10 protein-coding genes and 2 pseudogenes are annotated in these 14,591 nt (G+C 44.8%); 9 read left to right on the top strand and 3 right to left on the bottom strand.

What is annotated here, in order from left to right; genetic code table 11:
• Positions 1-235 precede the first annotated feature (235 nt).
• From H573_RS0111415 to H573_RS17945, 7 genes and pseudogenes are all read left to right on the top strand, one after another.
• Positions 236-1,423, top strand: coding sequence for a tyrosine-type recombinase/integrase (locus H573_RS0111415; RefSeq protein ID WP_154653881.1), 1,188 nt, complete (start codon positions 236-238; stop codon positions 1,421-1,423).
• Entirely contained in the window at positions 1,423-3,711 is a 2,289-nt protein-coding gene (locus H573_RS0111420) for a hypothetical protein (RefSeq protein ID WP_027874394.1), read from the top strand. The genes H573_RS0111415 and H573_RS0111420 overlap by 1 nt, the downstream gene beginning before the upstream one ends.
• A gap of 1 nt (position 3,712) precedes the next feature.
• The gene (locus H573_RS0111425) at positions 3,713-6,502 is read left to right on the top strand and encodes a hypothetical protein (protein WP_027874395.1); all 2,790 of its coding nucleotides are present in this window, start codon (positions 3,713-3,715) and stop codon (positions 6,500-6,502) included.
• Positions 6,495-7,001: a hypothetical protein gene (locus H573_RS0111430; RefSeq protein ID WP_027874396.1), complete on the top strand. Its 507-nt coding sequence runs from the start codon at positions 6,495-6,497 to the stop codon at positions 6,999-7,001. The genes H573_RS0111425 and H573_RS0111430 overlap by 8 nt, the downstream gene beginning before the upstream one ends.
• A gap of 99 nt (positions 7,002-7,100) precedes the next feature.
• Positions 7,101-7,358 (top strand): annotated as a pseudogene (locus tag H573_RS0111435) (transposase); the annotation flags it as partial.
• 117 nt (positions 7,359-7,475) lie between these two features.
• The gene (locus H573_RS17940) at positions 7,476-8,177 is read left to right on the top strand and encodes a Tn7-like element transposition protein TnsE (protein WP_234701870.1); all 702 of its coding nucleotides are present in this window, start codon (positions 7,476-7,478) and stop codon (positions 8,175-8,177) included.
• A gap of 202 nt (positions 8,178-8,379) precedes the next feature.
• A pseudogene (locus H573_RS17945) lies at positions 8,380-8,708 on the top strand (IS66 family transposase); the annotation flags it as partial.
• A gap of 83 nt (positions 8,709-8,791) precedes the next feature.
• On the opposite strand, the gene H573_RS0111450 reads toward H573_RS17945, so the two are convergent.
• The gene (locus H573_RS0111450) at positions 8,792-11,008 is read right to left on the bottom strand and encodes a hypothetical protein (RefSeq protein ID WP_154653882.1); all 2,217 of its coding nucleotides are present in this window, start codon (positions 11,006-11,008) and stop codon (positions 8,792-8,794) included.
• Positions 11,009-11,257: 249 nt separating this feature from the next.
• Between H573_RS0111450 and H573_RS0111455 the strand changes: the two genes are divergently transcribed.
• A complete protein-coding gene (locus H573_RS0111455; protein ID WP_027874399.1) occupies positions 11,258-11,926 on the top strand; it encodes a TetR/AcrR family transcriptional regulator in 669 nt (222 codons plus the stop codon).
• 59 nt (positions 11,927-11,985) lie between these two features.
• Here the strand turns inward: H573_RS0111455 and H573_RS19340 are convergent, their stop codons facing one another.
• Positions 11,986-12,354 carry a helix-turn-helix domain-containing protein gene (locus H573_RS19340; protein ID WP_084498037.1) on the bottom strand — a complete coding sequence of 123 codons (369 nt, stop codon included), beginning with the start codon at positions 12,352-12,354 and terminating at the stop codon, positions 11,986-11,988.
• Between the two features lie 83 nt (positions 12,355-12,437).
• Here H573_RS19340 and H573_RS0111465 point away from each other — a divergent pair.
• A protein-coding gene (locus H573_RS0111465) for an IS3 family transposase (RefSeq protein ID WP_154653883.1) occupies positions 12,438-13,585 on the top strand; the annotation gives its coding sequence in 2 pieces (ribosomal slippage) (positions 12,438-12,675 and positions 12,675-13,585; 1,149 coding nt in all).
• A 188-nt stretch (positions 13,586-13,773) separates the two neighbouring features.
• Here the strand turns inward: H573_RS0111465 and H573_RS0111470 are convergent.
• A complete protein-coding gene (locus tag H573_RS0111470; protein ID WP_027874402.1) occupies positions 13,774-14,472 on the bottom strand; it encodes a TonB-dependent receptor plug domain-containing protein in 699 nt (232 codons plus the stop codon).
• Between the last annotated feature and the right edge of the window lie 119 nt (positions 14,473-14,591).

Here is a 14,591-nt window from a genome sequence, read left to right on the forward strand (position 1 = left end):
TATGTGCTAACTGCTGCATAAAGAATAGAAAAGAGCGTTTTAAAGTATTTTTGACTCAAATACCGCAAATACATACGAATTCCATGGTGACATAAAGCCGTAAGTATCCCCATGTATTCGAGGTAACATATTGAATGTAAGTTTCCTACTAATCGTGTATTATTTGTCCACATACTTCAAAATACGATAGCGTATGCAAAAGGTTCGGTCTAAGACATTTGGATGCGCCGTCTACGTGAGAGATGACCTCTCGCTTGTTATTCTGCCCAGCCTATTCAGCTACTCAATTTCTCGTAGTGGTTCTTACTACGTCAGCCAAAAGAAAACAAACAAAAACGGTTTTGTTGCAAATACCATGGAGCTGAAAGACGCGACATTAAAAACACGCCGCATGGTCGAAGACAAGCTTGGTAACTTCCTTGAGTGGGTAGAGAAGTATTCGGAAGGACGCATTGGGGGTGACGGGCTAAACCTTGCTAATCATCACAATGCCGATACATCAATACTAAATAGCTATATAAATGACGTGTTGATTGCAGAGCGAGGAGCTTCAACAGGATCGGCAGTTCAGCACATTATGGCACTAAATGCATACTATAATTATCTCGCGGTAACGGGCTTCACCGATGCTAAAAGCCTCATGATATTTGCGGATATGAAAGAGATCGCTCGTGCAAACGAAATACCAAGAACAGCAGTCAAATATTTAACGCCGGAATTGCGGTCTATTTTATACAGAAATGCGCCTTCTATACGAGATGAGTTACTGTTGAAAACCGCGGGGGAGCTCGGTGTTAGAAGTAAAGAAAACTTGGGGTTTCTTGTTGAAGATTTTTTCGTAGGAAACTCTCGCTATCCAGGATTAAAATCTCTATTTGAACGGGCCGAAAGAAATCCAAAACAACAGGAATTCGAATATTTTTTGCAAGGTAAATACTCCAAATCAAAAAGAAGAAAAGGTGGCGAATCAAGGGTTTTGTTTATCCATAGGGACTTATTATTGCGCATGCGGGATTATTACATTAATGAACGTCCGGATATAAAAAATAAAAGTTTTTTTGTTAATGCAGCGCCGGGCAGTTATGGAACGTCTATCGCGGAGAATAGGGCGACTAAGGTATTCGAAAAAATAAAGCGGGTTGTTTTGAGGAAACAAGAAAATGGGCTACTTCCTGAGCGAGGCCAGGAGCTTGACAAGAATCACTCTTATCACGTCCTAAGGCACTCTTTTGGAACTGATATGTTCTTTGGCCTTGCGGATGGCAGGGGGGTAAGATATGACGATGTTGTCTCAACCTCGCAAGTGTATCTTACAGTTGCTGCATTAATGGGGCACAGTGCTGCCGATGGATCTGCGCCAAAAACGACAGCCCAATATATTCGAAGCTGCCACCTCAAAACAAAATATATGCAGGATATTTAGTGGATAATAAAAGAAATTCCTGTAGTTCTGATGAAACAAGCGAGCAAGAGATTGTTGTCGTTGAGCAGAAAAAGATGGTGCGAGAATTTAGGTCCCGTACTAAAACTCCAGAAGAAATCCCTTATGACCCGGACGCGATATCTATTGTCATACCAGTTACGGGTAAAAAAACCACAGGAAATACTCGCCGGTTTACTTTAACAACTCCTGGCGAGGACAAATACGTCGATTTAATCTTCAAAGTCGCTAACGCAGCCGCTTACGTTATATTTATAAAATCTCCTCGTGAATATAGTCAAGCCGTTAGGGATAACTTTGCCGATGCAATAAGGCTTTTGGTGGAATTTATCAACCTTCGCAGCGCTTCAGAAGGAAGTGGAATTGCATTGTATAAAGAATTTGAAGAATGGAGATTAAATGATGGGAAGGTAAAGACCCATAGTAGCAGGCTATCCCAAATAAAAAAAATGATATTTATTGCTCTGGCCTTTGATCCATTCTCTAAAACAATTGATTCTAAAGAGCGAGCATATCTTCGCTCCCAAGGCGAAACGAATGCCGTACCAGCGAACCATTCAGACAAAGAGTCATATACAATAAATCGCTGGCTTAGCGAACATGATTGGCTTAGGGATGAAGTGGTTGGCGTGGGTCATGATACCTATTCCCTTTTGGCCTCCCCTAAAGTTGTCGTTAAGTCAATTAAGATTACAGCGGCGACGATTATGCTAGAAATGCAGCATTGTAAAATGGCATTGATTGATTTTTTCCGTGAAGAAAAGATTATCCTGAATGATCCGACCCTTATAAGTAACTCCGATTTTGGCAAACGATTTCAAGCTAGGCTCGCAAGGCAATACTGTAATGCAGAGAATGTGGCCTCTATACAGCGTGCCTATAATAAGAAGCGAAGATGCAATCCGTACCTAGACATGGCGATACGCATCTTTGTGCGGATGAGTACTAGTGATGGATATGACTATCAAGAACGCCAAATAAAAAACTTTTTTTCCAATCGGCCGTTCAAGGCAAGGCTTGATGGGGTAATGGTGATGGACTCAATGTTTAACGTTACCAATGCGTGGGGGTTTAACATCAAGTTCATTATGGAATTAATTGACTATGCAGCATTGCCAGGTGAAGTCGCGGAAATATCGCAAATACCGATTTGTGAAGGAGAAAACCTTTTATTCGGTTGGCTTATGGGGTCTCTAACGGTCCAGCAATCAGATATATATAAGCTGAAATACTCTTCTTTTACCTATATGCGAAGGCGTACAGGTCAGGTTACACACATAAGTTTGCGCTACTACAAGGGTCGTGCAAAACGATCACTCGATGTTGAAGATATAGATGCGAACAGCTTGTTAGGAAGAGCTGTTTTCGGTCATCTATCCGCCTTTGGTGCAAGTGCTGGGGTAGGTGCGTACGTATCTTGGAGTCCAAAAATGAAAGAAGTTAATGGCGAATTCTTTCGAATGATCGAAAACTTTAATCATGAATTTAGGCCGAAAGTACTTGCTAGTCTAAAATCCGAGGGCTCAGTGCCTGTTTTTCTAAATTGTTTATCGGCTTTGGTATCCAATGGCGAAAAATACTGCGCGAAGACCAGGGCTCATGAAAATTCAAGTACTCCTTTGAAAAAATCACTGTTCGCACCAAACTCTATAAAAACTGCGGCAGTGTACGCTCGCTCAGATACATTCGATCCATCTTCTCTTATGAATTACCATTCCCATTCCGATCGTACTGAAAGAAATGCATACTTAACCAAAGAAAATGAAGAGTGGATGAATAATGCTGGGCGGATTACAAGGGCTGTAATGCAAGATTTTGCTATTAATTTATTTCGGCCATCCAAGCAAGATTTGCAAAACTTTAATTCGGAATTTTCTAAAGCACTAAAGACAATAGATTCAAGATCTAAGGAGGCTCTGGTCAGGATGAAAGTGGTAACAGGTAAGAGCTCTGGTGATATTAAAAACTTCGGTGTTGCAGAATCATACCAGATGCAATCAAATCGAGAGCAGGAAGTATATATATTAGATGATGCGTATTCTATTGTTAAATATATGCATTTTCTTGCGCAGCTTGATGAAAAACATAAATTATTAATTAGGCGTTCGCCGGAATTTCTTTTTAACGAGGCTCTTCCTACTGCAGAATGGATAGAGCAATTGTTTGATAGAAAAGTTTTTAGCATGGAATCTATTTCCAAAGCTGAAGTTATATATTCGCAATATAAAGATAGCTTGCCCCCATTGTTTTCTTCTCAAATAAGAGTTTGATATGTCTGATCATGACATCAAGAATAGATCATTAATGCATGAGAATTTTGTTTCTCAGATGGATCTCGAACTGAATCTTTGGGGTATACGGCGCGGCCAATGTTTTTCTGACAACCTTTGGACTCTAACGGGGCTGAGGAATAGGTGTGTCGACTTGGATTTTAATCTTCCGGGTGATGTTTATAAAAATGCGTCTTCTAGTTTGAAGATAGATTTTGATGGCGAGCGAATTTCTCTTAGCCCTATAGATGTGATAAAGCTTATAACAGTTAAATTAATAAGTCGTTATTATTATTCTGGAGGGGTGGTTACATCATTTAGGTTTTTAAAATTAGTGTTTTTATATCTATATGAAAGCAGGAAGACAATAATTTTAAAAGAAGATTTGGAAGATTTCTTCTCATATGCACTATTGCATGATTGCGAGAAATATCCTCCCCGTAAGCGTATTCAAGTTCCAGCCCATGGGACAATATTTGGTGGAATAAAGCTGTATGAAATAAGCGCTATGATGAGCGCATACGGCGCAGAATGCGTTGTTGCTCCAATAAATCGTTCAGTGGCTCTTGAGGCTTTAAATAGTACTTGTATATCCGTTATGAATATGACTCTTAGTGATTATTCAAAAGGTGGGAGTTTTAATTTTTTAACTTTGGATGTAGGAAAGCACTATTTAGATCATTGTGCCAATATCTTCGAAGATGAGTATCAGGCTGCCAGAGCAATGGATCTTACTCTGCCGAAGGCGAGGGAATATTTAGAACATCTATTTCCTGGGGTAAAATCCAAAGACTCTCTAAAGGCGGCTGTATCTGAGCTAGTGTATCCGCTGCTGGCCGGATTTTCGGCCAGCGATATTAAAGCGCTTCCCCATCGAGATAGGCTTAACCAGCTATCCATTGAAGAAATACAGAAGTCCATAGATTTTCTGTATAATACTTTTGAAAAACACTTTAATGAGACTGCGGAAATTGTGTCTGCGTTCAGGCTAGACTCAACTAGCAATATCCTCGAAGAGAGCGGGTTTCCAGAAAGATATGATTCCCAGGAGTTCGTTAGGTCGGTCTTGTTCTCTATTTACATAATAAAAGAGAGCGATCGCACAGAAGAAATATTCAGGAGATACAAATCCGCTCTTGCTAGCAATGGTGATTACTCTAAAATTGAATTCAGTGAATTTATTATCTTGTGCAAGAAGGTGGTTAAGAGGAATGCCAAAAGGCTGTCGAGCGCAGCCGATACGTCATCTCTTTTAACGAATATATTCGAGAAGGAATCAATTCTCTACAAGCATGTAAGACCGTCGTCGAAAAAACTATTTTCATCTTTTCCTGCGAGTTTCGTAAAGCGCGTTTTGTGCGCAGGCATTGTTCAAATTGCTGGGCTAACTGGATGGCGATCAAGTGAATTTGGTTTTAACTGCAAGTCGATTGATATATCAAAAAATGAAGACATTCTTGATAATCTCTATACCCCCTGGAGGTTCCATGTTCGGTGGAAGGTCCCAAAGACTGGCGGCGCATCTAAGCAAGAGAGAGAAATAACTCTCCAAACATATATTATTCTTTTTCAGCTAGACAGGTTTGAAGAGCCTGCAGGCGATACGCATAAATCAATACTTGAGCGCTGGCCGTTGGGGATTTCAGTAGCGCAGCCCTGGCCAGACTTCGTACTAAACTATTCCCTATTTGCTAAGCTTGCTGATGTCGAGCCCTCGAATTCCGAATCTACTACTTCGAGTCGTGGCGTCGGGCAAGCCACGACCGCATCCACAAATGATGCAGGGCGAAGCAGAAAAAGCGAGATGCAACAGCTTATTTCTACAATGGAGGAGCTTCGGCAGGATCTTCCCATCTACACGGCAGTCTCTGCAGTATTCGGTAATAGTTTTTCTGCAACTATAAGATGTTGGTTAGATGAATATTGGGAGAACAGAGGGGCATTATTGTTGGATACGCTCCTAAATGAAGAAGAAAAAACCTTTATTAGAAGCGTGAATGGAAAGCTTGATAAGCAAAGCTCTAGATCGATCACCCGAAGATTGCTTGAGAATATGAGGTATCCAACACCACATTCTTTTAGGCATATTTGGGCTGAGGCGGTGTTATGTCGTTATCGTGGCGATGTTGGTCGATTCATTCGAGCGAATTTCAAGCATATGGACGAAAGTTTCTTTATGGCCTATTTGCGGGACAAGGAAACGAAGATAGTTATGCAGATAGCAAAGCGCACTGTAATTAACAGAACTGTAAGAAGTCAAATTTTGTCATTGGCAGATGAAAATAGAGAATACGCTGGCGGTTTCGATCGTTTTTTGGATAAAGCGCTTCGTTATACACATGTTGTTTCGGAGGAGGATGTTTTAAAACTGGCAAACACTATCGCTGAGGATAGGGTGGATGATATCCAACCCAATCCCTGGTCTTTCTGCTTGCTAAGACAGAGCACAAAGAAGACTGCACGCTGCTCACAGGATGGTGAACCAAGGCGCTATCTTGCAGAACCAAAGTTATGTCTGTCTTGTATTAATGCCAGCATAGACGAAGGAAATTATGAAGGGATCGTTATATATATCAAAAATGATATTAAAGCGTGCCTTAATGAAAACTTGCCAGCCTTTTTTAAGATTGAGCCACTTCGGATCGTTAGATCCGCCTTGCGCAGGGTGAGGGAGCTTCAACGAAAAGCTTCCCCGGGCAAGTATGGAGATTTTATCGTTCATCTTGAAAAGGCTATAGCTGTAGCCGATGAGTCCATCTCAAAGGAATTAATTGAGGTTTCGCATGATTGATGATAGTTACTTGGCACAGTTTATAGATGCTCAACATCCTGAAAATATAGAAGCTCTGCCAAAGTGGGTAAGCTCAAAAAATAGTTCTTTGAAATCCTATCAGGTAATTTGTGAGTTAAAAAAATACAAGGACAGATACATTCGTTCGCATGGTAATAAAACCGACTACACTCTGCGGTCAAGTTATCAAATTACAAAGGCAGAGGTGGCGAAAATTGTCGGGGTGAATCCGCAGCCTTTATTTAACAGCAATAGTTACTCTCGCGATTTGACTAATTATTTTGATAGTGTCAATAAGGCTCTCGAAGATAAAAAAATAAAACGGCTTGCTAAAAAACAAGGTGGCCTTAAACAAAAGCAAAAGGCGGAACTTATTAAGCAAATACAGGATGATAGAAAACGTAATGCAGATGCTATGGAAAAGACAGTCGACGAACTTTTTCAGAAAACGCTCGATTCAATGAGCCTGGATGTAAAGCGAAAGCTTGGTTTGGTTTAAGTGTATGCTAAGTGGTGGGCTGTATTGACCTTTCCCCCGATTTTAGAACCATGACCAAGATGAGATTTCCGGTTAACCTAACGGGATGGAGATCTCAGTATGAAGAAGCGATACAGCGACGAACAAATCATCAAGGCCATCAAAGAGCATGAGGCTGGAGCCAAGGTAGATGGCATCTGTCGCAACCTAGGTATCTCGACGGGCACTTTCTATAACTGGCGCAGCAAGTTTGCCGGAATGGAAGTCAACGAAGCCAAACGGTTACGAGAGTTGGAGAGCGAGAACAACAAGCTCAAGAAACTATTAGCCGACAAGCTCCTTGAAGTCGAAGCGATGAAGGACGTTCTGTCAAAAAAGTGGTAAAGCCCGCCGGCCGCAAGCAGGTAGCCAAACACATGATCGCAGAGCATCGTATCTGATATTAAAGAAATCGACCCGAGTACGTCACCTAAATCAGGTAAAAAGCGGCACTTTGTGAAACTGGGACGTAGCGGACTAAATTTTGATGTAGAACTGGATACTCGACGCAGCCCACGACATGTTCGAGCACTCCCTCCAATGGTTGAGTCCAACCTTGATGAATTAGAGGAACAAACACCCGAAGAATTAGGAAGCTTGCAGAGAGGACGCGACAATGGCAACGGACCTAGGGCAGATGTAGAAAATCTAGATCCTCCAGAGCTCGTAGACGCTCCTGAGAAAATCGTGCTTTTCCAAGCAATGCTGCAAAAATTGAAAGAGGAGTACGGTTGGAGGATAGAAGACAAAATGGGTGCCGTTCCTAAAATGAAATGCCGAAGCCAGCATTTGATTGATGGCCGACCTCGCCGATATTGTCATGCAATTATTTATCGAGATGAGTCTACGACCGTGCAGGTTTTGGAGATTGAGCTGACGTCTAAGCTTAATAAAAAAGGTGAATTCGAACCAGAAAGTCTGTCAACTTTATTCTTCCGAGCCGGCGACACTACTTCGACTTTCCTTGCTATTCTTGATGAATTAATGACCTCTTACGGAAAAGAAGGTCCTAAGGCAATGAATTGGAAAAGGAGATTTGTTTCTCAAAATACGAAAATTCGAGAATATTTAGGGCATCCTGATAACAAAATCAAGATTGAGTTTGATGCACTGGAATCCTGGGTCGAACGTGCGGCAGAGAAAGTGAAGGGGTTCTAAACCTCAGCAGGATTGGCCACTCAAATTGGTGTTAGTTCCTCCGCATTTTTGTCCTGGTGACTGTGATTAGGGTGCCTATTGAAGCTAAATCTATCAGAATTAAATACAAGATACATAAGTGTTTTGCCTCTCTGCTGAGGGTGCGAACGATGTCCACTTAACCTCGCTTTTGAGCATCAGCTAAAAATGGGAGGATTACCAGGTACCCGATGGCAGCGCGACGGCCAAAGCAATCCAATACAGCTTGAAACGCTGGGATGCGCTCACGCGCTACCTTGATGATGGCACTGTGCCCATCGACAATAACTGGGTGGAGAATCAAATTAGGCCTTGGGCGCTTGGCCGTTCGAACTGGCTGTTTGCGGGTTCACTGCGCAGTGGTCAGCGTGCGGCTAACGTAATGACCTTAATCCAGTCCGCGAAGATTAATGGTTTAAACCCACAGGCCTACCTAAAAGAGTAATGGAAAAGCTACCGACTCAGCGGGCATCAAAGATCAGCGAACTATTGCCGCATAATTGGCGGCCGTAGCAATGTGGGTTTGCCGGACGCTTACTCCCATTCAACGAGTAAGCGCAGATGAAACTCAATTAACAACTCAGAATCATCCTCACTCAGCAACCTATCAGCCCCACCTCGACTGGACCATCCGCCTCAATTCTAATATCAGGAAAACAACTCAAGCCCGCGCGAGCGGGATCTATTTGCAGATATTTTACATTTCGAGCCTTTATATGTACGCGATCGGTAGGCGGAATTGCAGTGCTCGAACTCCAACCACGCTGACGACGGACATAAGGCGCTGGCTCGTGGCTACCTCCAGAAAGGACACCGACGTTTGAACTGAGCGGCGTTGGCTCACCCTGAGCCACACCAAGCCCCTCTGTAACAATATCAATTTCGCCAGTTAAAAGTTGCTCATCATTAAGCTCTATATTAGAAACCCAATACGCTCCACTTGGTGCAACGACTCCCGCGCGCGGACTATCTTGCGAGCGATCTATAATATACCGCACCCTAGCCGGGTTACGTTCTACCAAATGCTCCCCAAGAAACTCAGTTGCCTGGGGATAGTAATCATAGGTTGAGGGGGAAAGGTGGTCCCAGGTTGGGAAGCTTAATACATCATATCTTAAGCCAGCACTGTCTAGCGCTTGCACTGTAAGCTCAGTTAACGGCAATGATTGCAGCTCATCCAGAACTGAAACCCACATCATAACGGGGACATTATGCATACTCGCCACGAGGTGCTCGACTGGTGTGGTCGCGACTACCGGCGCAATTCGAGCAAATAAATCAGGGTAGCGTGACGCAAGGCGGAAACTTCCAATGCCACCCATAGAGATCCCGCTCATAGCAACCCATTCTGGGTCAAGTTTATAATGACGCGCAACATCAGCCCAGACTTCGAATACATCAGCTTCAGCCATGTCGATGTAAAAACCATCAGGCCCTCGCGCCGCAGGCGTTATAACAATACTACCGCGACCGCGCTCACCATACTGCTCTGCGTGCCGACTACCTAAATACTGATTAAAATTAGCCGACAGGGCATGTAGTAATAATGTTAGGCCATAACCCTCCACGGATGGGGGCGTTCGCGGCACATAGATCGCATAGGGCTGCAATTGCCCAATAAGAGGCCCATCACACTCCCCCGTCGTTCCAATTCCACATTGACGAGCGTAATCAACGCCTTGCCCGTACTCAAACCTACTAGCAAAGATTCGGTTCATGTGCCCCGTTAACGGCACACCGGATTCATCCGTGATGGAGTCCATAAGTTTTGCAAAATCGACAACCGCATAGAACGCGCTTATATCGCCTGAGCTGAGCGCATCTGCCTGCGCTCGTTCCCGCCAAAAATGCGCTTCAGCTAACGCCTGCGCAGCAGCACCAACAATTGTTCTACCGCTCTTGGCAGTAAATTGCGGCATGGGTTCTTCACGAAATGCTACGTTATACAGTGCCGCCCCAGAAATGGCTGCGCCGCCTGGCGTAGTGTCATTTGCGATCAACCCCGGCTGAAGATACTGGCCAGACTCCAAATCCCATAATCCTACACCCGCAGCCAAACGAACTTTACCTCGACCTGGACGCCATATACCGTGGGGAACTCTTACCTCAATCTGACGCCGCACTCGATCCACATTTACAGTGATATCAGCCTCTATAACAGTTAAGTCACTTGCTTTATGGGCAACCGCTTCATTGCCATGTACTGTGACAAAGATAACTGCAGGCGACCTAACGCCCGCGCCGAGAGGCCAATCTACAGGTTCATCGGAGGCGCCAATCGCAAGCGTGAATGCGGAAAGCTCTGGCTCCATCATTGTATTTAGCGTTAGCCGAAAAGCCGTCGCATTGTTTAAAGCTCGTACCCGCAGCTCAACGAGATCGGCAGCATTATTGGCATAAGCCGAATTCGTCGGATAGGTTAATGTTCCCGCTTTACGAGAAAAAATATAGCTGGTGCTCCCCAGTCCTTGAGGGTCTGTGAAATCCTGAGTTCCAGCAGCACCGTGATCGTCAAACAGCCAATCCTGATAGATAAATTCTCCTGAGCGATAAGCAGTCGCGCCGGAAATCAGAATAGGCTGCGCATTCCAAACACCGGTATTGCTAAGCTGTGGAGCGACTGGCGGTGGCGCGTAAAGAATTGGCGGGCCAGGTCTAGGAATGATATTTGATGGCAAACCAGCCAATTGATCGACATCAATCGACTGATTTTCATTAATTTTATTATTTTCCCGACAACCTTGAATTGACAATACAGCGAATACAAAAAGCGCGAAGGGCCTTACCTTCCAGACGTTTAAAAACTTAATCATGGCGGAATCCATTCTTATTGTATAAAACTCATATCCTTATCGGATTTATACGTTTTTCTGTTCAGCCTAAATTTTTACAAAAATAGCCGCGATAGCTAAATAACGCGCCCTGCAAAAACTTAACTATAACCTCGACCTCACAAAGTAACCAACTGGTGACGCCCAGTAATATAACCACTAGAGCACATAATTGTCAATATGAGTGGCGTTGTGATTTAATTCGACCGACAAAATAAACAGGACAACAGTGTGAGTTCAAGTGATAAAGTTGAAAAACCCCAGCCCAGCAATATCCGCAATCCCATTGGCGGACGTGACCGGCTACTGAAGGCGGCACTGCGGCTTGGCGAAAAGCATCGATCAATTTCAAATATTGGACTACGCGAGCTAGCACGCGAGGCCGGCATGCACCACACAGCAATTTATCGACACTTTCAATCAATAGATGACATCGCCCTAGCACTAGTAGAGCTGCTAGCTAGCGAGCTCAGGGCTGAACTTCAACTGGCTGCGAAAGCCTTTGGAGGTAACACCCAGGATATGATTAGAGCCTCAACACAACACTATTTTAACTACGTCAGCGAACATCCTCTAGGCGTAATATTCTGCGCTAGAGAAATACATGGCAGTTTGCCGAGCTTAAGAAGAGCACTACAAAGCATGCTGGATGATTTTGCGCTAGATAGAGCGGAGGATCTAAGCAAACTTGGTCAAAACGACTCACTACCAAATTTCGAAACACTTTTAATACTGACACGCCTAATAGCGCAACATACACTATTCGCAGCCTTAGATTACTTAGAAGAGCCCAAAGATAGAGAGCGAATAGTAGAACAAACAATTATTTTCGTCGGCTGGCTTATAGAGGGCGCTAACTCATATTCAAATCCTAAAATCACCCAGACTCCTAAAGCCTAACTCTATCCAGAAACCCACCTCTACTTTGCAAAAATTATCCCATACTCAATTAATCGTAATTAACTTTCCCGCTGCGGCCTTGAGCGCTCCAGTTCAATTAACCGCCTATACCGGTTTGGGGTAGCGCCATGCCATTGTTTAAATGCACGACCAAAGGCGCTTTGCTCAGAATACCCCAATAATTGAGATATTTCCGCCAATTCAAGCTGACTATTTGCCAAATACTGCTTTGCCAATTGATAACGCAGTGTTTGTAAAAAGTGCCTATAATTTATACTCCGCTGATCTAAGCGCCGATAAAAAGAACGCAACGGCATATCTAATATGTTTGCAATAGCAGAAGCCGACACATCCCCCTGAGGAATTGCTCTAAGAATATTAATTTCAAGAGCTTTCAAAAATGGATCTGGTCGCGGCGTTACCTCCATAAGCGAATCAGCATGGAGTTTGAATCGCCCCCAGTTTACTAGATACCTCCCAGCCAGAGAAAATGGCTTAAAGAGAGCTATGTATGAGCAACAAGCGTTACCCAGAAGAATTCAAGATAGAAGCGGTCAAACAGGTTACCGATCGCGGTCACAGTGTCGCGGAGGTTGCCAGCCGACTTGGCGCCACAACGCATAGTCTGTATGCCTGGATCAAGAAGTACGGACCTGAAGCCAACGACTATCAGGCCAAGGCTGACGAGCAAGCTGAGATTCGGCGATTAAAGAAAGAGCTCCAACGAGTCACGGAGGAGCGCGACATTCTAAAAAAAGCCGCGGCGTACTTCGCCAGCCACCCCGAGTGAGGTACGCCTTTATTCGAGAGCAGGCTTCCCGGCTACCGGTTCTCACTCTCTGCGGACTTATGGATGTTCATCCCAGCGGATACTATGCCTGGCTTAAACAACCCAAATCCAAGCGCCGCAAGGCCGATGAGCGCCTGACAGGTCTGATTAAACAGTTCTGGCTGGAATCCGGTGGCGTCTACGGGTATCGCAAGATACATAGCGATCTGCGTGACCATGGAGAGCACTGCGGGCCAAATCGAGTACACCGACTCATGAAGCAATCAGGGCTTCGGGCTCAGGTCGGATACCGGAAACCACGAGCGCCAAATGGTGCCGTACATATTGTTACGCCCAATCGCTTGCAACGACAGTTCAATCCTGAGTCGCCGGATCAGAGCTGGGTGACCGATATAACCCATATCCGAACTCACGAAGGCTGGTTGTATCTTGCTGTGGTTGTAGACCTGTTCTCACGGCGAGTGATTGGCTGGTCTATGCAATCGCGGATTACCAAAGAGCTGGTGCTTGATGCATTGCTCATGGCGATCTGGAGGCGCAATCCCACGACGATGGTTACAGTGCATTCAGACCAGGGGAGCCAATATACAAGTCATGACTGGAGCGCATTTCTGAAAGCTCATGGCCTTGAAGGCAGTATGAGCAGGCGAGGTAATTGTCACGACAATGCGGTGGCGGAAAGCTTTTTTCAATTACTGAAACGCGAGCGGATCAAACGCAAAATCTACAACACACGAGACGAAGCTCGCAGTGACATATTTGATTACATTGAATTGTTTTACAACAGTAAGCGGCGGCATGGTTTTAATAACCAGCTCTCGCCTGTAGAGTACGAGAGGCAACACCACGAGAGGCTGGCGAGTATCTAGAGGACTGGTGGCGATTCACCTTTCTGCCATATCGGGTCCCTCTGTTCCCTGTTACGAGGTTTGGTATCTTCAGTTAACAAGGATAACGTATGCATAATTATCGCGACGGCACTGATTAATTTCGGATGAATATCGAATCTTAGATTTCGTATGTGCTAACTGCTGCATAAAGAATAGAAAAGAGCGTTTTAAAGTATTTTTGACTCAAATACCGCAAATACATACGAATTCCATGGTGACATAAGTTTGTCGTCTTTGGTGATGTTAATCGCCGCGCGGGTGAAAAAGTGATCACTGATTGGCCAATTGACGCCAGCTTTTAAGCGCCGCTGGGCGTAGTTGCCGACGCCTGCTTCGACGTAAGCAGCGGGTTCTGAGTCGGGTTTTTGCAAGCTGACCACCATGGCGCCACCGGTGGTGTTTTTGCCAAATAGTGTTCCCTGTGGGCCACGTAATACCTGAATGCTGGCGATGTCGACGGTATCGAGTAGCTGGCCGTCTGAGCGGGGTAGGAATAAATCGTCTAAATACACGCCTACCGTGGGGTCAACGCGGGCAAAACCGGTGCGCTCACCAATGCCGCGAATGTAAATTTGATTGGCTTGACCCTTGCGAATCTCGAGGCTGGGAACTGACTTGGTTAACTCGCTGGTGTTGCTAATGCCGCGCTCGCGGAGACTATCGGCGCTAATCGCCGTAACGGCAATAGGGATGTCCTGCATACTTTCACTGCGCTTTCGCGCTGTCACCAGCACCTCTTCCAGCACACCTTTTTGTGCAGGTTTGGCAGCGGCTGGCTCGGCGGCACTGGCGAGCGGGCTAATACTGAGGCCGAGGGCGATGCCCCCGGCGATAGCACTGAGGCTAGGGCGTGTAAAATAATCCACGATGACTCTCCGGCGAATGGCGGGCTGCAATACGCCGCCGTTTATTTATTGTTATAAGTAGTTTTTCTACCTTGAAGTATTTTTACACCATAGTGTAAAAATACTTCAAGTGCCGGCGC

It is taken from the genome of Neomelitea salexigens DSM 19753 (genome assembly GCF_000422345.1).
Lineage (GTDB): Bacteria > Pseudomonadota > Gammaproteobacteria > Pseudomonadales > Spongiibacteraceae > Spongiibacter > Spongiibacter marinus_A.